This is a genomic window from Ensifer sp. ZNC0028 (assembly GCF_000799055.1).
Classification (GTDB): domain Bacteria; phylum Pseudomonadota; class Alphaproteobacteria; order Rhizobiales; family Rhizobiaceae; genus Ensifer.
Genome location: NZ_JTLA01000131.1, coordinates 41232 through 65415, shown reverse-complemented (window position 1 = coordinate 65415; position 24184 = coordinate 41232). Strand labels below are relative to the sequence as shown.

Genomic DNA, 24184 nt, shown 5'->3' with positions numbered 1-24184 from the left:
AATGTCGATCAGCAATGCGATGGTGCTCGCCGCGGGCCTCGGCACCCGTCTTCGTCCGATCACCAACACCATGCCGAAGCCGCTCGTCGAGATCGCCGGCAAGCCGATGATCGACTACGTCCTGGACCTCCTGGTGGAGGCCGGTGTCAGCACAGCCGCGGTCAACGTTCACCATTTCGCCGACCAGATGGAAGGCCATCTCAGCCAACGCAGTGCCCCGGAGATCGTGATCTCGGACGAGCGCGAGGCACTGATGAATTCCGGCGGCGGCCTCGCCAAGGGGCTGAAACTGCTGCCGGAAGGTCCGGTTCTGGTGATGAATGCCGACCTCTTCTGGGTCGGCGAGCCCAAGGGCAAGCCGAGCAACCTGACGCGCCTCGCCGCCGCCTTCGACGCGGCGCGCATGGATATGCTGCTCCTGTGCGTGCGCGACGAGGATACGACCGGACACAACGGCAAGCGGGATTTCTCGCTGGGTGACGACGGCAAGCTCACGCGTTACGCCGAAGGCCTGCCAAACCCGGTCGTCTATGCCGGCGCAATCGCGCTTCATTCCCGGCTCTTTGCCGACGCGCCCGACGACGCCTTCAATCTCAACATCTATTTCGATCGCGCCGCCGAAGAGGGCCGTCTTTACGGCCTGCTGCTCGACGGTCACTGGATGACGGTCGGAACACCCGAGGCGATCGGCGAAGCGGAGGCGGCGATCCGCCGCCACCGGCCGGAGGGATGAGCGTGCGTGGCCGCGGGTCCAACGTCTTCACGATCCCGCCGGGTCTCCCCTTCCTGAAGACGCTCGCCGAAAAGCTTTGTGACGGTAGCCTGACCCCCGACTTCCGCTACGACCCGGCCGATCCCCTGCCGCTCGCGGGCGTGACGATCTTCGTGCCGACGCGGCGCTCGGCCCGTGTACTCCGGTCCGAGTTCGTCGACCTGCTCGGCGGCCGCTCCACCATCCTGCCCACCATCAAGGCGCTCGGCGAGACCGAAGACGACAGCGGCTTCTTCGATGCCGAGGTGCCGGCGATCCTCGATCTGGCTCCGCCCCTTCCCGGCACCGCACGCCTGATCGAGCTTGGCCGGCTGATCCTCGCCTGGCGCAACCGGCTGCCGAAGGTGGTGCTCGACATTCATGCGGAGAGCCCGCTGATTGCGCCGGCAAGCCCGGCCGATGCGATCTGGCTTGCGCGCAACCTTGCCGACCTCGTCGATGCGATGGAGACGGAAGAGCTCAACTGGGACAAGCTCGACAAACTCGATGCCGGCGAACACGCGCTCTGGTGGCAGCTGACGCTCGAATTCCTGAAGATCGCCCGTAGCTACTGGCCGGAGCGGCTCGAGGAGCTGAAACAATCTTCGCCCGCGCGCCACCGCAACGCCATCCTGCAGGCCGAGACGCAGCGCATCGCCGGCGGCAAGATCGAGGGACCGATCATCATTGCCGGCTCGACCGGCTCCATTCCCGCAACGGCAGCACTTATTGCCGCCGTGCAGAAGCTGCCCAATGGCACGATCGTACTGCCTGGCCTCGACCAGACGATGAGCGAGGCCGAATGGGACATGATCGCCGCCGACGCCGCCCTTGACGGCAGGCCGGACCCGGCAAGCCGCAGCCACCCGCAATACGGCTTCTACCGGCTGCTAAAGCGCATGGCCGTTCTGCGGCCCGACGTAATCACCTTGGCCAGCGCCGAGACCGACCTCGACGTCCGCGCCGAGATCCTGTCGCACGCACTTCTGCCCGCCAAGGCGACCAATGCCTGGACCGAGATGCGTAGCGAACTGGATCCGGCGTTGCTGCAGAGGGCCTTCGAGGATGCAGCGCTCATCGAAACCGCCAACGAGCGCGAGGAAGCGGCGGCGATCGCGGTCGCCTTGCGGCTCGCGCTCGAAGGCAGCGACGAGAGCCAGGCGGCGCTGATCACCCCGGACCGCAATCTCGCACGGCGGGTCGGCGCCGAGCTTGCCCGCTTCGGCATCGAGGCCGACGATTCCGCCGGCACGCCTCTCGTCGCGACGCCGCAAGGCAGCCTGCTGCGGCTGCTGCTGGAAGCCTGCCTGCGCCCCGGCGATCCCGTGCCGTTCGTCGCGTTGCTCAAGCATCCGCTGGCCCGCTTCGGGCTTACCCGCGACAGGATGCGCGAAGGCGCCGACGCACTGGAACGCATGGCACTGCGCGGCAGCACCGCGACAGTCGATCTGCTGGCCCTCGAAGCTGTGCTCGACGTGGCGATCGTCCAGCACAAGGCCGATCGCCACCCGCCGGAATGGCGCATCGGCATCGGTGATGACGCGATTCAGGCCGCCCGCGACGTTGCGGCGAAGATCAGTCTCGCGGTCGCACCGCTTGCTTCCGCGCTGACGCGCAGCCGGGACGGAAGCCGCGTGTTCTCGGACGAGTTCAGCTTTGCCGACTGGGCGATGCGCACCGGCGAGGCCCTGGAAGCAGCCTGCGCCGATGAGCGCGGCGACCTCGGTGGGCTCTGGTCCGGCGAGGCCGCCGATACGCTCGCAACCCTCCTTCGCGGCATCATCGAAACCGACGGCCAGATGACTGCGGACGGGCCGCAATGGTGCGATGTCGTCGAGGCACTGTCGGCCAGCGCCTCGGTCAAACCGCGCTCCATGCGCCATCCGCGGGTGTTCATCTTCGGCGCGCTGGAATCGCGCCTGCAGAGCATGGACCTGGTGGTTCTCGGCGGCCTGAACGAAGGCAACTGGCCGGGCCAGACCGCCAACGATCCCTTCCTGTCACGCACCATGAAGACCGGCATCGGTCTCGAGCCGCCGGAACGACGCATCGGCCAGCTCGCGCACGACTTCCAGATGGCCTGCGGCACACGGCGGCTGATCTTCACCCGCTCGATGCGCCAGGGCGCAGCACCGACCGTCGCCTCGCGCTGGCTGCAGCGGCTGCTGGCGCTCGGCGGCGAGCGGCTGACGCAAGTGCTGCAAGCCAATGGCGCCGACTATCTTGCCTGGGCCCGCATGCTTGACGATGGCGGCCGCCAGCCGCTGGCCGAGCGCCCCGCCCCCAAGCCGCCGGCAGACCTGCAGCCGCGCAAATACTCCTTCAGCGAAGTGTCGCGGCTGCGGCGCGACCCCTATGCGATCTATGCGCGACGCATTCTTCGGCTGCACCCGCTGCTGCCATTCAACAGCGACCCCGGTCCGGCCGAGCGCGGCACGCTCTACCACCAGATCGTCGAGCGTTTCGTGCGCTCCGGCGTCGATCCGATGTCGCCGTCGGCCGAAGACGTCATGCACCGGCTGCTGAACGAGGCTTTTAACGAGGCGCGACTGCCCACCCATATCGACACGATCTGGCGTCCACGCTTCGCGGCCGTCGGTTTGGCCTTCATCAAATGGGAGCGCGAACGCGCACGCTTCATCCGCCGATCGCGCACCGAAGTCGCGGCATCGATGGAGCTCGGCGTCGCCGACATGCGGCTGACCGGCATTGCAGACCGGCTCGACACGCTGACCGACGGCAGCGTCGAAATCATCGACTACAAGACCGGCTCCAGCCCATCGACCAAGGAAGCGCGCGTGCTGCTCGACCCGCAGCTGGCGCTGGAAGCGGCCGCACTCAAGGCCGGCGCCTTCAAGGACATGCCGCCCAGCCACCCGCAGTCACTGCTCTATGTCCGGCTCAAGCCCGGCGCGCGCTTCAAATCGGAAGCGGTCAACAACGAAGGCAGCAAGTCGAAGGAGACGAAGTCGGCCGATCAGCTTGCGGACGAGTCGCTTGCCGAACTCCGGAAGCTACTGGCTGCGCTGCTTTCCGGAAAACATGGCTTTGCCTCGCGCGTGATTGTTCAGAAAGAGCGCGACTACGGCGGCGAATACGACCATTTGGCGCGCGTAGCCGAATGGTCGACGGCCGACAGCGAAGAGGAGGATGGCGATGAGGGATGACAGCCTCGGCCCCGAGCAGGCGACGCCTCAGGGCTGGCTCGACTGGACCTCGCGTCGGCAGTCGCTGGCCTCGGACCCGGACCGCTCCGCCTGGGTGTCGGCCAATGCCGGCTCCGGCAAGACCCATGTGCTGACCCAGCGGGTGATCCGGCTGCTGCTCGCCGGCTGCCGCCCCTCGGCGATCCTCTGCCTCACCTATACCAAGGCGGCGGCGTCCGAAATGTCGAACCGCGTCTTCGAACGGCTGGCCGAATGGGTAACGCTCGACGACGCGACGCTGGAAAAGCGGATCGAGGCGATCGAGGGCGAACGGCCTGGGCGTTTGAAGCTGCAGGAGGCGCGCCGCCTGTTCGCACGCGCGCTGGAGACCCCGGGCGGCCTGAAGATCCAGACGATCCACGCCTTTTGCGAGGCGCTGCTGCACCAGTTCCCGCTGGAGGCCAATGTCGCCGGCCATTTCTCGGTTCTCGACGATCGCGCGGCTGCGGTTCTGCTGGCCGATGCGCGCCGGCTGCTGCTGACCGCGACCGCCGCCAAGGACGATCCGGCGCTTGCCCACGCCTTTGCCACCGTGCTCGACATCGCTGACGACACGGGCCTGGAAAAACTGCTGGCCGCAATCGTCGGAAACCGAACCGCGATCCAGGCTTTCCTCGAACACGCCGACGGGCTCGGCGGTACCGAGGCCGAGCTACGCCGGGCGCTGAAGCTAGTCCCGGGGGAAAGCGTCGACAGCGCCATGGCGACGATCTGGCCCTTGGCGGGTCTGAACGGCGCGGCGCTCGAACGGTACTTCTCGCTCGCCGCCAGCGTCGGCGGCACGAAGGTACTCGACTTCGCGGAGGGACTGCGGACCGTTTCGAAGATGACGGACCTCGGCGCGCGCTATGACGGCCTGCGTCATCTGTTCTTCACCGGCACCGGCAAGCCGCGGGCGCAATCCGCCTTCCTCAACAAGGCGATGCAGCAGGCAGCCCCCGATCTCATCGACCTCGTGGACGAGGCCTACCGCCATGTCGTCGCCTGCATCGATCACATCAGCATCCTCCGCATGTTCGAGGCGACGCTGGCGGCGCTGACGCTCGCCGAGCGCCTGAATGCCGACTATGAGGAACTGAAGCGGCGGCGCAGCCAGCTCGACTTCGAGGACCTGATCAACCGGACGGCAGCGCTCTTTGCCCGCGGCGATGTCAGCGCCTGGGTGCACTACAAGCTCGATCAGGGCATCGACCATATCCTCGTCGACGAAGCGCAGGACACCAGCCCGGCGCAGTGGACGATCATCCAGGCGCTGGCTTCCGATTTCTTCTCGGGCGAGAGCGCACGCGGTGCGGCCCGTACGATGTTTGCCGTCGGTGACGAGAAACAGTCGATCTACTCGTTCCAGGGTGCGCGTCCGGAGCGGTTTTCGCGCGAGAGCCAGGAGACCGAACGCAGGGTGCGCGACGGCGGCAAGGCTTTCGAGCCCATCCGCCTGCAGCTCTCCTTCCGCTCGACCGTCGACGTGCTTTCGGCCGTCGACGCCGTCTTTGCCAATCCGGCGCATGCGCGAGGCCTCAGCGCCCGCAGCGAGCCGGTGGTGCATGCTTCGAACCGCATCGGCCATCCCGGCGCCGTTGACATCTGGGACGTGATCGCCGCCGAACCGGTGGATACGGACGAGGAATGGACCGCCGCCTTCGACGCGACACCGGAGAGCGCGCCGGTCAATATCCTCGCCCGGCGGATCGCGGCCACGCTGGAAAGCTGGATCGGCAAGGAGACGATCGTCGAGAAGGGTGTTCGCCGGCCGATGCGTCCGGGCGACGTCATCGTGCTGGTTCGCAAACGCGACGCCTTTGTCAACGCGCTGACGAGAGCGCTCAAGCGCCGTAACAACATCCCCGTCGCCGGCGCCGACCGGTTGGTGCTCACCAAGCATATTGCCGTGCAGGACCTGCTCGCCCTCGGGCGGTTCGTGCTTTTGCCGCAGGACGACCTGTCGCTGGCCGCGCTGATGAAGAGCCCGCTGTTCAACCTCGGCGAGGACGCGCTGTTCGAACTCGCGGCCCGGCGCGGCGAGGGCGAAAGCCTCTGGCAGCGGCTGCAGCACGAAGCCGATGACGGCATCCTGTTTCACCAGACGGCGCGAACGCTGAAATCCTACATGGCGCTCGCCAACCAACTGGCGCCGCATGATTTTTACGCCCGCGTCCTCGGCGTGCATGGCGGCCGCGCCGCCTTTCTCGCGCGCCTCGGCACCGAGGTCAGCGACATTCTCGACGAGTTCCTCACCTTCGCGCTCGACCAGGAGCGGAGCGGCCTGCCCGGCCTGCAAGCCTTCGTCTCGACGCTGGAAATGGAAGCACCGACGGTCAAGCGCGAGCAGGACAAGGAACGCGACGAAGTCCGGATCATGACGGTGCACGCAGCCAAGGGCCTGGAAGCGCCGGTCGTCTTCCTCGCCGATGGTGGCGGGGCGGCGTTCAGCAACCAGCATGTGCCCTCTCTCCGCTTTCTGGAACTCGCCCAGAGGGATGGCACCGTCCTGCCGCTTCCGGTGTGGCGCGCGCCGGGCGCAGAATCGAACTCGCTCATCAGCGCCGACGGCGAGCGGCTGAAGACGCTGGCCGAGGAGGAATATCGTCGCCTGCTCTATGTCGGCATGACCCGCGCCGCCGACCGCCTGATCGTATGCGGTTATCGCGGCCAGAGGGCCGTTGCCGATACATGGCATGCCATGGTTCAGGCGAGCCTTGCCGGAGATGAAAGCGGTCGCGGCCACCCGACCAGCTTCCATGCCGGCGGCGAGGAATGGTCCGGCCATGCCTGGCGCGACAAACAGCTCGCGCGCGATCTGCCCTCCGGCGATGCGCGCTCGGCCGATTCCGGCCGCGCCGCAACCACGCTGCCGAAGGCGCTTTCGACGCCGTTGCCGCCGCAAAAGCGGCTGCCGCGCCCGCTCACCCCTTCCGGCGTCGGCATTGCGGTCGACGAGGATGACGGCGATGCGCTCGTCGGCTCGGCTCTTTTCTCGGAAAAGGCGCCGGCAAATCTCTCAATGCTGCGGGGCGCCATCCTGCACCGCCTGCTGCAGGTTCTGCCCTCGATGGCGGAAGACGACCGCCGGGCCGCGGCCGAACGCTATCTCGAACGATCCGTGCCCAGCTGGCCGCCGGCACAGCGCGCCGCACTGATCGCCAGCATCGAAACGGTGCTCGCCCATCCGGATCTCGGCGCAGTGTTCTCGGCGAGCAGCCGGGCCGAGGTTTCGGTCATGGGCACGCTGACGCTCGGCAAGCGCGAGCACGCGGTTTCCGGCCGGATCGACCGGCTGGCCGTCGGCGACGGCGTCGTGACGATTGCCGACTTCAAGACCAATCGGCAGGTGCCGGCATCGCCTGGCGACATTCCCTTCGCCTACACGGCGCAGCTTGCAATCTACCGCGCCCTCCTGCAGCCGCTTTATCCGGCGCATGCGTTTCGATGCGTGCTGATCTTCACCGAGGGGCCGGCAATCCACGTCGTTCCCGATCAAGCGCTCGACAGGAGCCTTGAAGACCTCGCGACAAAGTGAGATACCCGATATTGAAAATCCAGCGGTGCCTTCTCACATGAGACACAACATCTGGATACTGACATTCCGAACGCAAGGAGCAGCCTATGGCTACTGTAAAGGTCGATACGTCCAATTTTCAGCAGGAAGTGCTGAACTCCGCCGAGCCGGTGGTTGTCGATTTCTGGGCTGAATGGTGCGGCCCGTGCAAGATGATCGCGCCGAGCCTCGAGGAAATCTCGAACGAACTCGCCGGCAAGGTCAAGGTTGCCAAGCTCAACATCGACGAAAACCCGGAACTGGCCGCCCAGTACGGCGTTCGCTCGATCCCGACGCTCGCCATGTTCAAGGCCGGCGAAGTGGCCGACATCAAGGTTGGCGCCGCTCCGAAGACGGCTCTGTCCTCGTGGATCTCCACGGCGGTCGCATAAGGCGGATTCACCGCTGAGAATATCAAAAGCCCGGCATGCCGGGCTTTTTTCTTGTCTTCAATCTGGAAGCAGGCTGTCTGAGCCAGATCTTGATCACTTCGGCGGCGTGCCGTTGTCAGCAAGCACGTCACCCACCAGATAGAGCGAGCCGCCGATCAGGATGCGCGGCGGTGCCGGGTCCTCGTCGACCAGATTGGAGATGATCGTCAGCGCCTCGGCGACGGACGAGACCGCGGAGGCCTCAAAGCCGACCGATGCGGCGTCACTGGCAAGCGCCACCGGATCAAGCCCAGCATCGGAGCCGCGGATCGGAACGGTGAAGACCTGTTCGGCGAGATCGAGGAAAGCGCGGAAGTAGCCGATCGGCTCCTTGGTGTTGATCATGCCGATGATCAGGAACAAGGGTCGCGATTCGCGCTCCTCGAAGGTCGCCATCGCCTCGGCGATCACCTGGCCGGCACCGGGATTGTGGCCGCCATCGACCCAGATTTCCGCGCCAACCGGACCGTAATGCGTGAGTTTGCCGCTGGTCAGCCGCTGCAGGCGTCCGGGCCATTCGACACCCGCAAGACCACGCTCGATCGCCGCTTCTGACACATCGAAACCGGCGGCCCGTACCGCGCGGATCGCCGCTGCGGCATTGGCATACTGGTGGCGGCCCGGCAGCTTCGGCAGCGGCAGGTCGGCGAGCCCGCCTTCGTCCTGATAGACGAGGCGGCCGAATTCCTCATGCGCCATGAAATCCTGGCCATAGACGAACATCGGGCAGCCGAGACGCTCGGCGGTCGAGACCAGCACATCCCGGGCCGCCTCTTCCTCCTGCTGGCCGATCACCACAGGGCAACCACGCTTCATGATGCCGGCCTTTTCGGCGGCAATCAGCTCCACCCGATCGCCGAGATAGGCCTGATGGTCGAGCGAGATCGGCATGACGACCGAGACGGCCGGACGGGCAATGACATTGGTCGCGTCGAAACGGCCGCCAAGGCCGACCTCGATGATCGCGACATCGGCCGGATGCTCGGCAAAGAGCACGAAGGTAACGGCGGTCAGGATTTCGAAGACGGTGATCTTCTCGCCGCCATTGGCTTCAGCAACGCGACGCACGGCATCGGCGAGAACGGGATCGCTGACGAGCTTCCCCTTGCCGCCCTTGACGCCCAGGCGATAGCGCTCGTGCCAGTTGACGAGATGCGGCGAGGTATGAACGTGAACACTGAGGCCGGCCGCTTCCAGGATCGCCCGAGAAAAAGCGGTTGCCGAGCCCTTGCCGTTGGTACCGGCGACATGGATCACCGGCGGCAGGCGGTCCTGCGGATTGCCGAGTGCTGCGAGAAGCCGGGTGATCCTGTCCAGCGACAGGTCGAAGCCCTTGGGGTGAAGGGCGAGAAGTTTTTCGATCTCATAGCCCGCTTCGCTGGCTTCCACCGCTGCCATCTCTTAACCCCGCCCCGACACGCTCGGCTGCTACAGCGCGCGCCCTATAGGCCGTCTACCGATCGCTGTAACGCCCTGAGTTGCAGCATCTCCGCACACAAGAAATCGCGGAGATGCATCATTTTGTTCTATACAGTTCAGCCGACGCAGCGCTTCAGGCGCTGGCAGCGACCGGCAGGGCGGCCGGCTGCGTGCCGCCGTTGAGCTTCGAGGCTTCCGCCGGCTTCTTCATCAGGATCTTCAGGACCCGGGCGAGCGTCGACGGCAGATCATGGCGCTTGACGACCATGTCGACCATGCCATGCTCCAGCAGGTATTCCGACGTCTGGAAACCTTCCGGCAGCTTCTCGCGCAGCGTCTGCTCGATCACGCGCTTGCCGGCAAAGCCGATTTCCGCGCCCGGCTCGGCCATGTGGATGTCGCCGAGCATCGCGTAGGATGCGGTAACGCCACCGGTGGTCGGATTGGTGAGCACGACGATATAGGGAAGGCCGGCTTCCTTCAGCATGTTGACGGCAACCGTGGTGCGCGGCAGCTGCATTAGCGACAGGATGCCTTCCTGCATGCGGGCGCCGCCCGAGGCCGGGAAGATGACCAGCGGGCACTTCTCGGAAATTGCCCGTTCGAAGGCCTTGATGATCGCCTCACCGGCAGCCATGCCGAGCGAGCCACCGATGAAGTTGAACTCGTGCACGACGGCGACGAGCTTGACGCCCTGGACGCGGCCGAGACCGGCAACGATCGTGTCTTCGAGTTCGGTCTTGGCACGGCTGTCGCGCAGACGGTCCGAGTACTTCTTGGAATCGCGGAACTTCAGCGGATCCTGGGCAACCTTCGGCTGCGGAAACGCTTCAAAAATGCCGCCGTCGAAGAGGTCCTTCAACCGCGCCTTGGCCGGCATCTTCATGTGGAAGCCGGACTGCGGGATGACCCACTTGTTTTCCTCGAGATCGCGGTGGAACACCATCTCGCCGGTTTCCGGGCACTTGATCCAGAGATTTTCCGGAACTTCCCGGCGGCCCAGCATCGAGTTGATCTTCGGCCGAACGTAGTTTGTGATCCAGTTCACTTAGTAACTCCTGAAGATTTCCTTCGGGTTGTGCGCGCTAATATAGGCAATTATTCGGCTGCTGCGAGACGTGCGGACCGCACGCCTGCCGAGAGCCCTCTCACCAGCGCTTCGACACCCGGAACCGTCGCATCGGTCGCCTTGCCCTCTTCGGTCAGGCTCGACGCGATCTGGTTGACGATCGCCGTACCGACGACCACACCATCGGCAGATGCTCCGATGGCCCTTGCATGTTCCGCCGTCTTGACGCCGAAACCGACGCAAACGGGCAGATTGGTGTGTGCCTTGATACGCCCGACGGCGCCACCGATCAACGACGGATCGGGCAGAGCCGATCCGGTGATGCCGTTCATCGACACGTAGTAGACGAAACCGGAGGTGTTTTCGAGCACCTTCGGCAGGCGACGGTCGTCCGTGGTCGGCGTCGCCAGGCGAATGAAGTTGATGCCCTTTTCCAGCGCCGGGATGCAGAGCTCGTCGTCCATTTCCGGCGGCAGGTCGACGACGATCAGGCCGTCGATCCCGGCGACAAGCGCATCCGTCAGGAAGCGATCGACGCCGTAGATATAGATCGGGTTGTAATAGCCCATCAGCACGATCGGCGTGCGCTCGTCGTCCTCGCGGAAGCGGCGGGCGATTTCGAGCGTCTTTTCAAGCGTCTGGCCGCCTTTCAGCGAGCGCTGGCCAGCCAACTGGATAGCCGGGCCGTCGGCCATCGGGTCAGAGAACGGCATGCCGAGTTCGATGACGTCGGCGCCGGCCTTCGGCAGCGCCTTCATGATCGAGACCGACGTCTCGAAATCCGGATCGCCGCCCATGAAATAGGTGACGAGGACCGGACGTCCTTCGGCCGCGACATCGGCAAATCGCTTGTCCATGCGTGCGGTCATGATCTTACTGCCCCATTCCCAGTAACTTGCCGACGGTGAAGATGTCCTTGTCGCCACGGCCGGAGAGGTTCATCAGGATGATCTCGTCCTTGCCCATCTTCGGCGCGCGCTTGATCACCTCGGCAAGCGCATGCGACGGCTCGAGCGCCGGGATGATGCCTTCGAGACGGGTCAGCGTCTTGAAGGCTTCGAGCGCTTCGTGGTCCATGATCGGCACGTATTCGACGCGGCCGACATCGTTGAGCCAGGCATGCTCCGGACCGATACCGGGATAATCGAGGCCGGCCGAAATCGAATGGCCTTCCTTGATCTGACCGTCGCCGTCCTGCAGCAGATAGGTGCGGTTGCCGTGCAGCACGCCGGGCGAACCGGCGGTGATCGAGGCGCAATGCTCGTCGCCCTCGATGCCCTTGCCGCCGGCTTCGACGCCGACGATCTTGACGCTCTCGTCATCGAGGAACGGATGGAAGATGCCGATCGCGTTGGAGCCACCGCCAACGGCGGCAATGACGAGATCCGGCAGCCGGCCTTCGGCAGCGAGCATCTGCTCCTTGGCTTCCTGGCCGATGACGGCCTGGAAATCGCGGACCATCTCCGGATAGGGATGCGGGCCGGCAGCCGTGCCGATCAGGTAGTAGGTGTTGTCGACATTGGTGACCCAGTCACGCAGCGCCTCGTTCATGGCATCCTTGAGCGTGCCGCTGCCGGCGGTTACCGGCTTTACCTCGGCGCCCAGGAGCTTCATGCGGAAAACGTTCGGCGCCTGGCGCTCGACGTCGGTCGCGCCCATGTAGACGACGCAGGGCAGGCCGAAGCGGGCGGCGACGGTTGCCGAAGCCACGCCATGCTGACCGGCGCCGGTCTCAGCGATGATGCGCGTCTTGCCCATGCGCTTGGCGAGCAGGATCTGGCCGATGCAATTGTTGATCTTGTGGGAACCGGTGTGGTTCAGCTCTTCGCGCTTGAAGTAGATCTTGGCGCCACCAAGCTCGGCCGTCAGCCGTTCAGCGAAGTAGAGCGGGCTCGGGCGCCCGATATAATGCGCGCCGAGATGCTCCAGCTCCGCCTTGAAGGCCGGGTCGTTCTTCGCGTTATCCCACTCGTTCTGGAGATCGAGGATCAGCGGCATCAGAGTTTCGGCCACGAAGCGGCCGCCGAAGATACCGAAACGGCCGTCCTCGTCCGGGCCACCCCGGAAGGAATTCAACTTTGGCGCCTGGTTCACGTCCTGCTCCCTGACCGTGGCATGCCCGCCTCCGCCTGGCGAACGGCATTGAAAAACGATTCCATGAGCTTCAGATCCTTGACGCCCGGCGCGCTCTCGACGCCGGAGGAGATATCGATGGCACGCGCGCTGGTCTGCGCCATGGCCTCGCCAATGTTGTCGGCGTTAAGACCACCGGAAAGCATGTAATCGACGCTTCCGTCAAGCGCATCGAGTAGCTTCCAGTCAAAGGAAACGCCGTTGCCACCGGGCAATTCGGACCCTTTTGGCGGCTTGGCATCGAAGAGGAAGCGATCGGCGATGCCGATATAGGCATCGATCTTTTGGAGGTCCGATGCTTCGCGCACCGAAAAGGCCTTCATGACGGGAAGGCCATAGATTGCCTTGACCGTCAGCAGTCGATCCGCGTCCTCGCTGCCATGAAGCTGCAGGATATCCGGGTTGAGCGCCGAAACGATTTCGTCGAGCTCGTCATTGTCGGCATTCACCGTGACGGCGACGATCTTCGCCTGGCCGCGAATCCTGTCCGCGATGCGGCCGGCATCGTCAGGCTCGATGTTCCTGGGGCTCTTCGGGAAAAAGATGAAGCCGACATGGGATGCGCCGAGCGCGACAGCACGCTCCGCCGCTTCCGCGGTCTTCAGCCCGCATATCTTCACTTGGGTTTTCATGAGAAGCGACCTTGCATGAAATGCCGCGCGAGTCGAGCCAAAAACCGACGCAAAAGCGGTCACTCAGCACCCCTGCACCCGTCCTTCGCCGGGTGTGCGCCCCTTGCGCGGCAGGCGCGCTTTTACCATATGCATTTTACCACAACGGAGAGACTGATGCGCCTGTTGCTCGCGCTTATCCTGCCTTGGCTGCAGTTTTTTACCATCGGCCGCCCCTTTGCCGGCCTCATTTGCCTGATCCTGCAACTGACGCTGATCGGCTGGGTACCGGCGGCGATCTGGTCGGTCTATGCCCTCAGCCAATACAAGACCGACGAGAAGATCCGCGAAGCGCTGCGCCACCGCGCATAACGAGCCGCTCATCGCCCTCCAGGATTCAATCGAAGTCGATCGCGTGAAGCATCGTGCCGTTGCGGCGGAGCCAGCGCTTGGCGTCCTCCGTATCGGGGCACAATCTGCCGCAGAGCGCCCAGAAGCTCGGGCCGTGGTTCATTTCCTGCAGATGCGCCACTTCATGCGCCGCGAGATAGGCGATGACCTTCGGCGGCGCCATGACGATGCGCCAGGAGAAACTCAACGCCCCGTCGGCCGAGCATGATCCCCAGCGGCTGCGCGTGTCCTTGAGCGACAGCGACTTTGCCCGTCGGCCGATACGGCCGGTGTAGATCGCCACCAACCGGTCGAGATCCTGGCGGGCTTCCTTCTTCAGAAAATCGACGATGCGCCGGTTGAGGTGTTCCTCGCCGCCGCTGACGCGCAGCACCGGTTCGTCATCGATCACGATCGCTTCCGTGAGCCCGCGGATCTTTCCGGTGCGCTCGATGCGGTGGGCGATGCCGCGGATGAGGATGGAACCGCCCTCCTCGATCTGGCTCTCGCCGGAGAAGCGGGCGAGCTTGGTCATCAGCCACCCCTGGTGTCGTGTCAGGAAGGCGTTGACCTCTCGCTCGGGGAGTCCCTGCGGCACGGTCATCTTCAGGGCCCGGCCGCCCGGCTCGATGCGCAGCGTCATGCGCGTCGCGCGCGCGTTCTGCTTGATCGTCAGCGGCAGGGACTTGCCGGCGACCTCGATCTGCCGCGTCGTTGCGGGTGGTGCAGGATGAATGCGCCGCTTGAAAGAAGGGAACATGCAGGCTTTCTAACCGATTCGCGGGGCTTTCGCCTACAGTTCACAGGTTGGGGTGCATGCCAAAAGTGATCCGGCGTTTCATGTGAAACGCCGGAAGCGGTTTCGTCAGGTCAGTGGGCTTCGACAATCGGGCCCGAGCCGCCGTTCTTGCGGTCGCGCATGAAGCGGTCGAACTCTTCCTGGTCCTTGGCGCGGCGAAGCTCGCGCGCATAGCTGTCGAATTCTTCGCGCATCTCGTCGAGCTTGCGGCGTTCCTCGTCGAGACGGGTAAGTTCGGCTTCGCGCCAGTCGTCGAAGGCGACGTTACCGGTGCGATGCGTCCAGTTGGAACGGCGGCCGCCGCGCTTGAAAGCCGAGCACATGCCATCCACCGTATCGTTTGCGTCTTTCTTGAACGTCTTGAGCTTTTCGCCAAAGAGAATGTAGGCGAGCATGGCCAGGCCGAGCGGCCAGAAGACCACGAAGCCAAGCACCATCAGGGCGATGGTCGCGGGCGTCCAATCCGGACGGATCATTGCAGATTGGTTCATCTTCAGGATTCCTCGCAATCATCCGGGCCGCCCATGCGGCCCGATGAAAACGATGTGGGAAGGCGCTCTTGGCTCTGCAAGACGCCCTCCCCCGGAATCGGACAAACCCTTGACTCTACGCAGTCAAAACGGCCGTGCCGCCGAGATCAGGCCGACTTGCCGCCCTTGATCAGCTGCTTCACCGGTTTTGCGTGGCGCGCGTGCTCGCGGTGGAAAGCGACGATGCGCGGCGCGATTTCGCGGCGGAAGCGCGAGCCGTTGAAGACGCCGTAGTGGCCGACATCCGGCTGCATGTAATGCAGGCGCATGTGGTCGGGGATGTTGGTGCAGATCGTCTGCGCCGCCTGGGTCTGACCGACACCGGAGATATCGTCGTTCTCGCCTTCGACCGTCAGGAGCGCCACCTTCTTGATCGCCGTCGTGTCGACGCGCTTGCCGCGATGCATCATCTCGCCCTTCGGAAGCGCATGCTGCATGAACACCACCTGCACCGTCTGCAGGTAGAATTCGGCCGTCAGGTCCATGACCGCGAGATATTCGTCGTAGAAGTCGCGGTGCTTTTCGGCGGCGTCACCGTCGTTCTTCACCAGGTGGGCGAAGAACTCCTTATGGGCGATCAGGTGCCGGTCGAGGTTCATCGACATGAAGCCGGAGAGCTGCAGGAAGCCCGGATAGACCATGCGCATGAAACCCGGTTGCGGCCACGGCACCGGCATGATGACATTGTCACGGAACCATTCGATCGAACGCTCTTCCGCGAGCTGGTTAACGCCTGTCGGGTTGATGCGGGTGTCGATCGGTCCGCCCATCAGCGTCATCGTCGCCGGCGACAGCGGATCATCGGCAGCTTCCATCAATGCGACGGCAGCAAGCACGGGCACCGCGGGCTGACAGACGCCGATCACATGGGTGTCAGGCCCGAGGAAATGCAGCATCTGGATGACGTAGTCGATGTAATCGTCGAGATCGAAGGTGCCTTCGCTGAGCGGCACCATGCGGGCATCGATCCAATCGGTGATATAGATGTCGGAATGCGGCAGCAGGGCTTCCACCGTGCCGCGCAACAGCGTCGCATAGTGGCCGGACATCGGCGCGACGATGAGCACCTTCGGATCGGGCGCGCGGCCCTTGGGCAAGGCACGCTCGAAATGAATGAGGTTGCAGAACGGCGCGCGCCAGACGATGCGCTCGTAAATCGAAGCCGATTGACCATCGACGACCGTCTCGGGAAGACCGAACTCGGGCTTGCCATAACGGCGGGTGGAGCGCTCGAACACTTCAAGACCGGCTGCGGCGGCGCGACCGAAATAGGTGTGCGAGACGGGGTTCATCGGATTGCTGAACGCGAGCCGCATGGCGTCGGCTGCCGTGCGCCACGGCGCCATCATTGCGTGGTTCAGTTCATAGAGCTGGTAGAACATGGGAAGCGTACCCCTTGGTTCAATCAACGACAACGCCGCTCCCGGTCGGACGCAAGCTTGCGATTGTTTGTCTTGGTGTCCGCAATCGCTGCCAGACTACCACTTTTCTTGTGCAGTGCAACAAATATACCCGTCTCGCCTCGATACAAGGCCTGAAGCCAGAATGAATCCGGATTCCTGACGATTTGCAAACGAGCTTGCTCGAAACTGGCCGTTTTCCGCTATTTTCGTGCGTCGAGCCGCAATACCTGGCCTTTTCTGGGATAATTGGCGCCTCGCAGCGGCAAAGATGGGGTGCGCATCGCTGTGGCGATGCAGCAAACCCGCCAGCGTTCACGCGGCCGCCACTTGAATGACAGCCTTCACCAGGCCCGTCTTTTCCTCCGCCCATCGCGGCAGATCGGCAACCGCGCCGTCCAGCGTTGTGCGGTGGGTGATCAGCGCCTCTACCGGCACCAGGCCGGACGCGATCGATGCGACGACATGGTCGAAATCCTGCCGCGTCGCGTTGCGGCTGCCGACCAGCGTCATCTCGCGCTTGTGGAACTCCGGATCGGAGAAGCGGATATCGTCCTTGACGACACTGACGAAGACCAGGGTGCCACCGTGGGCGACGTGGGCGAAGGCCGCCTGCATCGAGCCGCCATGCCCGGTCGCGTCGAAGACGACATCGAAACCGTCTCCATCCGTCGCCGCGACAACGCGCGCCGCCGTATCGGTATCCACGACGATGCCCTTGGCAAAGCCGAGTTTGCGGGCGGCAAAGTCCAGCCGCTCCGCGCTGGTGTCGGCGAGCACCACGTCATGGCCGGCGATGCGGGAAAAGATCGCGGTGCCGAGACCGATCGGTCCGGCACCGATAACCAGCGCCCGTGACCCCGCATCCGTCGATGCACGGCGGACCGCGTGGGCGCCGATCGCCAGGAACTCGACAGTGGCGGCCGCCTCCGGCGAAAGACCCTGCGCCGGATAAAGATTGCCCTCCGGCACGACGATCTCTTCGCAAAACGCGCCGTCGGTGTGAACGCCGAGTACCTTGATGGCCGTGCAGCAATTGGGCTTGCCCTTTCGGCAGGCAACGCAAGCACCACAGGCGAGATAGGGGTTGACCACGACCGGCGTGCCGGGCGCCATCGTCGTCCCTTTCCCGCCGGCCATCACCGTTGCCGAAATCTCATGGCCCATGACCCGCGGATATTCGAGGAACGGATGTTTGCCGGCGAAGATATGGTAGTCCGTACCGCAGATGCCGACATGGCTGACGGCGAGGCGGACCCAACCGTCCGGCACGGTTTCGATTGGCGTGCGGTCGACGACCTCCAGCCGACCGGGTTGCGGGCAGAGCACGGCTTTCATGGCAATTCTCTCGAATACGGCAGCGCCTAACGGGCGCTGCGGCGACGCAATTGGTCGAAATAGACGATAACGATGATCAGCACCCCGGTGATGATGCGCTGCCAGAACGAGTTGACGTTCAAGAGGTTGGCGCCGTTGTTGATCGTCGCGAGGATGAATGCGCCGAGCAGCGGCCCATGTACCGAGCCGACCGCCCCGAACAGGCTGGTGCCGCCGATGACCGACGAGGCGATCGCCTGAAGCTCCCAGCCTTCGGCCTGGGTGGCGTTGCCGATACCGATGCGCGAGGCAAGCAGCAGGCCGACAAAGGCGGCGCAGGTGGATGACAGGATATAGGCGAGATAGATCGTGCGATGCACGTTGACGCCGGAGAGGCGCGCCGCCTCGCTGTTGGAGCCGACCGCAAAGAGATAGCGGCCGAAACGGCTCAAATGCAGGAAGACATAGGCCGGGATCGCCACCACGATCACCATCCAGAACAGGCTCGGAACGCCCAGGAAATCCGCGCGAGAGAAATTGGTGAAGGCCTCATTGGTGATCGAGATGGTCGAGCCATTGGTGATCAGGAGGCCGATGCCGCGCAGCGACGTCAGGGTCGCCAGCGTGATGATGAAGGGCGGCAGACCCATACGCACAATGCCGAAGGCATGGAAGGCGCCGATCAGGACACCGAAGGCGAGCGTCAGGATGATGGCAATCCAGAGCGGAACGCCGGCGGCCAGCAGCCAGGCGACGATAACACTGGTGAAGCCGACCACGGCACCGACCGACAGATCGATGCCGGCGGTGATGATGACGAAGGTCTGGCCAACTGCCAGGATCGCCGTCATCGCCCCCTGGCGCAAAAGGTTGCTGATGTTGTTGGGCGTCCAGAAGCTGTTGGTCGCGAAGCCCAGCGCCGCCCAGAGCAACAGAAGCAAACCGAGTAGGGTGAGACCAAAAAGGATGCTCACACCTTTCCTTGGTGCAGCACTTGCACCGCTCTCCGCCGTCTCCGCACTCATCGTCTTCCTCCCTGCGTCCCCTAAAACTTCTTGAAGCCGGATGCGGGCGGAAAACCGCTCACGCTCATCCCGCTCTGTGATCAAACGCCGATCGCCTGCGTCAGCACTTCCTCATGGCTGGCGGCGTGATAATCATGGCTGGCGACCAGCCGCCCGCGCCGGAACACATGCAGCCGGTCTGCCAGTTCGTAGACCTCCGGCAAATAGGACGAGATCAGGATGATGCCTGCCCCGTTCTCCAGAAGCCGCGCAAAAAGGCGATAGATTTCCGCCTTGGTGCCGACATCGACCCCGACCGTCGGCTCATCGAAGATGAAAAGCTTGGCGCCGTGGCTCAACCATTTGCCGATCACAATCTTCTGCTGGTTGCCGCCGGACATGGCCGACGCCAGCACCCGGCGTGACGGCGTCTTGATCTTCAGGTCTCGAATCTGCCGGTCGGCATTTTCCCGCTCCTGCTGGCCGTTGATCGTCAGGCCGCGCGTCAGCCGGTTGAAAACCGGCAGATTGATGTTGAGGCCGATCGGCAAGTTGAGGCAGAGGCCCTGGTCACGCCGGCTTTCGGGCGCAAGCGCAATGCCGAGGTCCATGGCCTTACGTTCGCTGGCGATCTCCACCTTGCGGCCCTGCCAGTAGACCTCTCCACCCGTTGGCCGATGCCGGCCATAAAGGCCGAGCGCAAACTCGCTGCGTCCCGCGCCGATCAGCCCGTAGAGGCCGACGATTTCGCCGGCGCGCACCGTCAGCGACACATCCTGAAAGCCGGGGCCGCTCAAGTTGCGCGTCTCCACGATGACAGCGCCCGGCGGAAAATGTTCCTTGTGATAGATCTGCTCGATGGTGCGGTTGATCATCAGCGCGATCAGTTCTGCCTCGTTGGTCTCGCCGATCTTGCGGGTGCCGACATGGGTGCCGTCACGCAGCACCGAGACACGGTCGGCCAGTTCGAAGACTTCCTCCATGCGGTGGCTGATATAGACGATCGTCACCCCTTCGGTCTGCAGCCTTCGGATCAGCCGGAAGAGCTGGGCCGATTCCTGACGGGTGAGATAGGCGGTCGGCTCATCGAAGATTAGAAACTGCGTGCCGCGCATGGCGGCGCGCGCGGTGGCGACGAGCTGCTGCTGGCCGATCGTCAGGCTACCAAGCACGGCACCGGCCGGCAGGTTGAAGCCGAGATCATCCAGCACGTTTTGTGCCGCATCGGTCATCGCGCGCTTGCGCATCAGGCCGTTGCGATTGATCTCGTCGCCCAGAAACATATTGGCCGCAACCGACAGGTGGGCGCAAAGTACGACCTCTTGGTGCACGGCATTGATACCGCGCTCGATCGCCTCCTGCGGCGTACCGAGCTGAACGGGTTTTCCGCACCAGAAGATTTCACCGGACGTGCGCTTGATAACGCCGGTCAGAAGCTTAATCAGCGTCGACTTACCGGCACCGTTTTCGCCGACGATCGCGTGAATTTCACCGGAAAGAAAGGTCAGCGACGCGGGCTTCAAGGCTTCGACGGCACCATACTTCTTCTGCAGGGCGCGCAGTTCCAGGATCGGCTCGCCTTTGGGAACCGGGTGACGCGTCGCCACATGCAGTCCTTCTGTTCTGATGTCGCGTGGCTCTTGCAAGTCGGTCATCTGCGCATTCCTCCCATCGCAGAGATCGCTTGCGGCCGGTCCTCGTTCCGGCCGCAAGCGGGTGCGGCAGGCTCAAGCCCGCCGCAGCCGTCGTCACTTGATCTTCGGGTTCAAGAGAGCGTCGATCTTCGGCTCGGCCATGTTGGCCTTGGTCACCAGATTGGCACCGGTATCGACATTCGCCTCGACCTTCTCCTTCTTCGAGACGGCGAGCGCCGTCTTTATGCCATCATAGCCCATGCGGTAGGGATCCTGAACGACGAGGCCGGCCAGAACGCCTTCCTTGAGGAAGCCCACCGTCTTGTCATCGCTGTCGAAGCCGATCACCTTGATCTTGTCGCCGAGCTTGTTTTCGGCAATCGCCTGGCCAACGCCCTGCGCCATGATCAAGTTGGATGCGAAGACACCAACCAGATTGGGGTTGGCTGTGATCAGGTCGGTCATCATGTTGAGGCCAGTGGTTGCCTGGCCGTCCGCATACTTATCCGCAACGACTTTGAAGCCCGGATACTTGGTCTTGATCTGATCGAGGAAGCCTTCACGGCGCTGGTCGAGCGAGCCGACGCCCGGGAGGTTGGTGATGATGGCGATTTCGCCCTCTTCCTTGCCGGTCATTTCCTTGACCGCTGCGGCAAGACCATCGGCGGCGATGCGACCGCCCTGGACGTTGTCGGTGGTGAGGAACGACGAGAAGGCCTTGGAATCAGCTGCGGAATCGATACCGATGATCGGCACGGTCTTGGCCGCTTCGTCGATCGGCTTGCCGAGCGCCTTGAACTCCGTCGGCGAGATGACGACGGCAGCCGGGGCACCGGCAACCGCGTTCTCGAGAATGCTGATCTGGCCGTTGATGTCGGATTCGGCCTGAGCGCCGAGTTCCGGCACGTTGACGCCGAGATCCTTGCCGGCGGCGCGGGCACCGGCGAGCACGATCTGCCAATAGAAGGACGTGGTATCCTTGACGATGATCGGGATCGTCACGTCCTGTGCGAAGGACGCGACCGGCGACATGCCGGCGATCATCGCGGCGCCGGCCAAGGCGGTAAAGGCGCGGCGGGTAAGGCTGCTTTTCAGAATGCTCATCCCAGGTTTCTCCTCTTGGTGCACCGTGTTCCACTTCTTGGAGATCGATCGCAGGTGCTGGCTTATCGACCTTTTATCGATAAAAAACATATTGGAATGCTAATACGACAATCCCGGCTTGGCAAGCTGCCGGAACAGCATTTCAGACGGCGCTCTAGTGCCGTCCGCTAGACCCGAACCGGCGCGTCCCCGAGCTCCGGTGCGACCAGTGTGAACGGTTCAAAAGCCGCGAAATCCGCTGCGGAAAACCGGTGCTCGGCGAGCGCCATGTTGCGCGCCAGGCTCTGCGGCTTGGCGGTGCCGAGCAGCACCGAGGCGACCTGCTGACTGGCCAGCGGAAACTGCATGGCAGGTGCGGCAAGCGGCATATTCATGCCGCGCGCAACCGCGTCCATGGCGGCAACCTTTTGCCGGATATCGTCCGTCGCCGGCATGTAGTCGAAATGCGCACCTTCGACCGGTCCCGTCGCCAGGATGCCCGAATTGAACACCCCACCGACGACGAGCGAGGTCTGTTTCTTCTCGCAGAGCGGCAGCAGTTCAGCGACAGCGGACCGGTCGAGCAGCGTGTAACGCCCGGCGAGCAGGATGCAGTCGAGATCGGCCTCACGCAGGACGTCGAGACAGACCGGCACCTCGTTGACGCCGAGGCCATAGGCCGCGATCGTTCCCGAGGATTTCAGCGCCTCCAACGCCTTGAAGCCGCCCTCCAGCAATTGCCGGAGGTAGACCGCATTGCGAGCGGCTCCATGGGTGTAGACGCCAATATCGTGCACATAGAGGATGTCGATGCGATTGAGCCCGAGCCGGGCATAGCTGAACTCAACCGAGCGCATGATGCCGTCATAGCTGTAATCGTAGGTGACGTCGAAATTGAGCGGGTTCACGTAGGAATAGTCCGGCACCTTGTCTTCCGGCACCGGATGCAGGAGACGGCCAACCTTGGTGGAGAGCACGAACTGATCACGCGGCTTGTCGCGCAGGAAGTCGCCGACACGACGCTCGGCAAGACCGAGGCCGTAGAAAGGCGCGACATCGAAGTAGCGCATGCCCGACTGCCAGGCAGCGTCCAGGGTCACGATCGCGGAGTCGCGGGTGCATTCGCGGTAGAGGCCGCCAAGACCGGCAGCGCCGAAGCTAAACTCGGTCACCGATAGGTCGGTTCGACCGATCCGTCTCGTCTGCATTCCCCGTTTCCTCCTCCCAGGATGCCTAAGGTATTTAGAGCGTTGCGCCCAAATGCCAGGGCACGAACTCATTATCGCCGTAGCCGAAAAGCTCGCTCTTGGTCTTGCGGCCAGAGGCGGTCTCGACGATCAGGTCGAAGATCTCGCGGCCGAGCCCGGCAATGCTCGCATCCCCCGAAGCGATCACGCCGCAATCGATATCCATGTCCTCTTCCATCGCCCGGTAGAGCGCCGTGTTGCTGGTGAGCTTGATCGACGGCGCCGGCCGACAGCCGAAACAGCTGCCGCGACCGGTGGTAAAGGCAATGACATTGGCGCCGCCGGCGACCTGGCCGGTGGCCGATACCGGGTCGTAGCCGGGGGTATCCATGAAGACGAGCCCGCGCTCGGTCACGCGCTCGGCGTAGCGGTAGACCGCGTTCAGCGGCGAACGACCGCCCTTGGCGACGGCGCCGAGAGATTTTTCGAGGATGGTGGTCAGGCCACCGCGTTTGTTGCCCGGCGAAGGATTGTTGTCGAGCGAAGCGCCATGCAGCGCCACATAGTTCTCCCACCAGGCAATCAGCCCATCGAGTTTCACCGCGACCGCGTCGTTCACGGCACGGCTGCGCAACAGGTGCTCGGCGCCATAGATTTCCGAAGTCTCGGAGAGGATCGCCGTGCCGCCGGCGGCCGCAAGGATGTCGACCGCAGCACCCAGCGCCGGGTTGGCGGTGATGCCCGAAAGCCCGTCCGACCCGCCGCATTGCAGACCGACGATAATCTCGCTGACCGGGATAGCGACCCGACGTTCCTTGCCGACTTCGGCAGCTATTTCCTCGAGAATGCCCAACGCCTTTTCGACGGAACGGCGCGAGCCGCCGGCTTCCTGGATGTTGAAATGGCGTTTCTCCGCGCCGGCGCCGCTTTGGCCATAGAGCGTCAACTGGTTGACCTCGCAGCCGAGGCCGACCATCAGCACGCCGCCGAAATTGACATGGCGTGCGTAGCCGGCGAGCGTGCGGTGCAGATTGGCCATGCCGTCGCCGGTCGAGGACATGCCACAGCCCTGATCGTGCACGATCGGCACGAAACCATCGATGCCTTCGTACCTCGGCAAGATGCGCCTGTTCGCCTCCTCGGCGATGGCGCGACAGACGGTGGTGGAACAGTTCACGCTGGCGACGACCCCGATGTAGTTTCGCGTCGCTGCGCGGCCGTCCCCTCTTCGATAGCCCATGAAGGTGCGCGCCCTGTCGGCATCGCTTGCCGCTTCCGGCGCCCCTTGAGGGCTGATCGCCAGCCGGTCCTTGTCGAAGGCGAGGTTATGGGCGTGCACGTGGTCGCCCGGCGCGATATCGGCGGTCGCCCGGCCGATCGCCTGGGCATATTTGACGACCGGTTCGCCGGCGCGGATGGCACGGATGGCGATCTTGTGTCCGGCATCGACCTTTGCCGCCGCGCGCACGCCGTTTGGCAGAACGTCGCCGGCGGCAATCGCCAGCGTCGCCACGATAACATTGTCCTCCGGTGCGAGCAGGATGGTGGACGGCGCAGACACCCGATTTCTCCCTAACGATTTTTGTTCTGTCTTTTATCTACAATAGACAGATTGTCGTCAATGGGTATTATAGCGAAAACGTCGACGGCACGGCCGAGATGCCCCGGAGCGGCTGGGAGGAACA

General features: G+C 63.9%; 19 protein-coding genes. 5 read left to right on the top strand and 14 right to left on the bottom strand.

Features of this window, described 5'->3' with window-relative positions:
* Position 1: 1 nt before the first annotated feature.
* The 4 genes from L981_RS28125 (at position 2) to trxA (ending at position 7884) form a co-directional block, all read left to right on the top strand.
* A complete protein-coding gene (locus tag L981_RS28125) occupies positions 2 to 733 on the top strand; it encodes a nucleotidyltransferase family protein (RefSeq protein ID WP_043624324.1) in 732 nt (243 codons plus the stop codon).
* A 2-nt stretch (positions 734 to 735) separates the two neighbouring features.
* On the top strand, positions 736 to 3918 hold the full coding sequence (gene addB / locus L981_RS28120; protein WP_245281730.1) for a double-strand break repair protein AddB: 3183 nt from the start codon (positions 736 to 738) through the stop codon (positions 3916 to 3918).
* Complete coding sequence (gene addA, locus L981_RS28115; RefSeq protein ID WP_043624312.1) at positions 3908 to 7474, top strand: double-strand break repair helicase AddA; 3567 nt, start codon at positions 3908 to 3910, stop codon at positions 7472 to 7474. Before addB ends, addA begins: the two co-directional genes overlap by 11 nt.
* Before the next feature lie 86 nt (positions 7475 to 7560).
* Positions 7561 to 7884, top strand: coding sequence for a thioredoxin (trxA, locus tag L981_RS28110; protein ID WP_034801674.1), 324 nt, complete (start codon positions 7561 to 7563; stop codon positions 7882 to 7884).
* Positions 7885 to 7977: 93 nt separating this feature from the next.
* On the opposite strand, the gene L981_RS28105 is transcribed toward trxA, so the two are convergent.
* From L981_RS28105 to L981_RS28085, 5 genes are all read right to left on the bottom strand, one after another.
* Positions 7978 to 9321 (bottom strand): folylpolyglutamate synthase/dihydrofolate synthase family protein, encoded by a 1344-nt coding sequence (locus L981_RS28105; protein WP_043624311.1) that lies wholly within the window; start codon positions 9319 to 9321, stop codon positions 7978 to 7980.
* 154 nt (positions 9322 to 9475) lie between these two features.
* Positions 9476 to 10390 (bottom strand): acetyl-CoA carboxylase, carboxyltransferase subunit beta, encoded by a 915-nt coding sequence (accD, locus tag L981_RS28100; protein ID WP_043624309.1) that lies wholly within the window; start codon positions 10388 to 10390, stop codon positions 9476 to 9478.
* Between the two features lie 50 nt (positions 10391 to 10440).
* Positions 10441 to 11280 (bottom strand): tryptophan synthase subunit alpha, encoded by an 840-nt coding sequence (trpA, locus tag L981_RS28095; RefSeq protein WP_043624307.1) that lies wholly within the window; start codon positions 11278 to 11280, stop codon positions 10441 to 10443.
* A 4-nt stretch (positions 11281 to 11284) separates the two neighbouring features.
* Positions 11285 to 12505 carry a tryptophan synthase subunit beta gene (gene trpB, locus L981_RS28090; protein WP_043624305.1) on the bottom strand — a complete coding sequence of 407 codons (1221 nt, stop codon included), beginning with the start codon at positions 12503 to 12505 and terminating at the stop codon, positions 11285 to 11287.
* Positions 12502 to 13176, bottom strand: coding sequence for a phosphoribosylanthranilate isomerase (locus L981_RS28085; RefSeq protein ID WP_043624299.1), 675 nt, complete (start codon positions 13174 to 13176; stop codon positions 12502 to 12504). Before L981_RS28085 ends, trpB begins: the two co-directional genes overlap by 4 nt.
* Positions 13177 to 13332: 156 nt before the next feature.
* Between L981_RS28085 and L981_RS28080 the strand changes: the two genes are divergently transcribed.
* Positions 13333 to 13527 (top strand): YqaE/Pmp3 family membrane protein, encoded by a 195-nt coding sequence (locus L981_RS28080; protein WP_034801662.1) that lies wholly within the window; start codon positions 13333 to 13335, stop codon positions 13525 to 13527.
* A gap of 25 nt (positions 13528 to 13552) precedes the next feature.
* Here the strand turns inward: L981_RS28080 and L981_RS28075 are convergent, their stop codons facing one another.
* The 9 genes from L981_RS28075 to L981_RS28035 form a co-directional block, all read right to left on the bottom strand.
* Positions 13553 to 14305, bottom strand: coding sequence for a M48 family metallopeptidase (locus L981_RS28075; protein WP_043624295.1), 753 nt, complete (start codon positions 14303 to 14305; stop codon positions 13553 to 13555).
* 110 nt (positions 14306 to 14415) lie between these two features.
* Positions 14416 to 14835 (bottom strand): DUF2852 domain-containing protein, encoded by a 420-nt coding sequence (locus L981_RS28070; RefSeq protein ID WP_043624293.1) that lies wholly within the window; start codon positions 14833 to 14835, stop codon positions 14416 to 14418.
* A 146-nt stretch (positions 14836 to 14981) separates the two neighbouring features.
* The gene (phaZ, locus tag L981_RS28065; protein WP_043624289.1) at positions 14982 to 16256 is read right to left on the bottom strand and encodes a polyhydroxyalkanoate depolymerase; all 1275 of its coding nucleotides are present in this window, start codon (positions 16254 to 16256) and stop codon (positions 14982 to 14984) included.
* Between the two features lie 333 nt (positions 16257 to 16589).
* Positions 16590 to 17612, bottom strand: a complete 1023-nt coding sequence (locus L981_RS28060) for a zinc-binding alcohol dehydrogenase family protein (RefSeq protein ID WP_043624287.1) — start codon at positions 17610 to 17612, stop codon at positions 16590 to 16592.
* Between the two features lie 26 nt (positions 17613 to 17638).
* Positions 17639 to 18616: an ABC transporter permease gene (locus tag L981_RS28055; RefSeq protein WP_043624277.1), complete on the bottom strand. Its 978-nt coding sequence runs from the start codon at positions 18614 to 18616 to the stop codon at positions 17639 to 17641.
* 80 nt (positions 18617 to 18696) lie between these two features.
* Positions 18697 to 20250, bottom strand: a complete 1554-nt coding sequence (locus tag L981_RS28050) for a sugar ABC transporter ATP-binding protein (RefSeq protein ID WP_043624276.1) — start codon at positions 20248 to 20250, stop codon at positions 18697 to 18699.
* A 93-nt stretch (positions 20251 to 20343) separates the two neighbouring features.
* On the bottom strand, positions 20344 to 21333 hold the full coding sequence (locus tag L981_RS28045; protein WP_043624274.1) for an ABC transporter substrate-binding protein: 990 nt from the start codon (positions 21331 to 21333) through the stop codon (positions 20344 to 20346).
* Positions 21334 to 21500: 167 nt separating this feature from the next.
* Positions 21501 to 22520: an aldo/keto reductase gene (locus L981_RS28040; protein ID WP_043624271.1), complete on the bottom strand. Its 1020-nt coding sequence runs from the start codon at positions 22518 to 22520 to the stop codon at positions 21501 to 21503.
* A gap of 34 nt (positions 22521 to 22554) precedes the next feature.
* Positions 22555 to 24060: a UxaA family hydrolase gene (locus L981_RS28035; RefSeq protein WP_043624268.1), complete on the bottom strand. Its 1506-nt coding sequence runs from the start codon at positions 24058 to 24060 to the stop codon at positions 22555 to 22557.
* Positions 24061 to 24184: the final 124 nt, after the last annotated feature.

Bases quoted from the DNA above. Each gene is read 5' to 3' on its own strand.
- L981_RS28125 (WP_043624324.1), top strand. From the start codon at position 2: ATGTCGATCAGCAATGCGATGGTGCTCGCCGCGGGCCTCGGCACCCGT.
- L981_RS28085 (WP_043624299.1), bottom strand. From the start codon at position 13,176: ATGAAAACCCAAGTGAAGATATGCGGGCTGAAGACCGCGGAAGCGGCG.
- L981_RS28050 (WP_043624276.1), bottom strand. From the start codon at position 20,250: ATGACCGACTTGCAAGAGCCACGCGACATCAGAACAGAAGGACTGCAT.
- L981_RS28105 (WP_043624311.1), bottom strand. From the start codon at position 9,321: ATGGCAGCGGTGGAAGCCAGCGAAGCGGGCTATGAGATCGAAAAACTT.
- L981_RS28040 (WP_043624271.1), bottom strand. From the start codon at position 22,520: ATGCAGACGAGACGGATCGGTCGAACCGACCTATCGGTGACCGAGTTT.
- trxA (WP_034801674.1), top strand. From the start codon at position 7,561: ATGGCTACTGTAAAGGTCGATACGTCCAATTTTCAGCAGGAAGTGCTG.
- L981_RS28075 (WP_043624295.1), bottom strand. From the start codon at position 14,305: ATGTTCCCTTCTTTCAAGCGGCGCATTCATCCTGCACCACCCGCAACG.
- L981_RS28045 (WP_043624274.1), bottom strand. From the start codon at position 21,333: ATGAGCATTCTGAAAAGCAGCCTTACCCGCCGCGCCTTTACCGCCTTG.
- L981_RS28060 (WP_043624287.1), bottom strand. From the start codon at position 17,612: ATGAAAGCCGTGCTCTGCCCGCAACCCGGTCGGCTGGAGGTCGTCGAC.
- phaZ (WP_043624289.1), bottom strand. From the start codon at position 16,256: ATGTTCTACCAGCTCTATGAACTGAACCACGCAATGATGGCGCCGTGG.
- L981_RS28080 (WP_034801662.1), top strand. From the start codon at position 13,333: ATGCGCCTGTTGCTCGCGCTTATCCTGCCTTGGCTGCAGTTTTTTACC.
- L981_RS28055 (WP_043624277.1), bottom strand. From the start codon at position 18,616: ATGAGTGCGGAGACGGCGGAGAGCGGTGCAAGTGCTGCACCAAGGAAA.
- addA (WP_043624312.1), top strand. From the start codon at position 3,908: ATGAGGGATGACAGCCTCGGCCCCGAGCAGGCGACGCCTCAGGGCTGG.
- L981_RS28070 (WP_043624293.1), bottom strand. From the start codon at position 14,835: ATGAACCAATCTGCAATGATCCGTCCGGATTGGACGCCCGCGACCATC.
- trpA (WP_043624307.1), bottom strand. From the start codon at position 11,280: ATGACCGCACGCATGGACAAGCGATTTGCCGATGTCGCGGCCGAAGGA.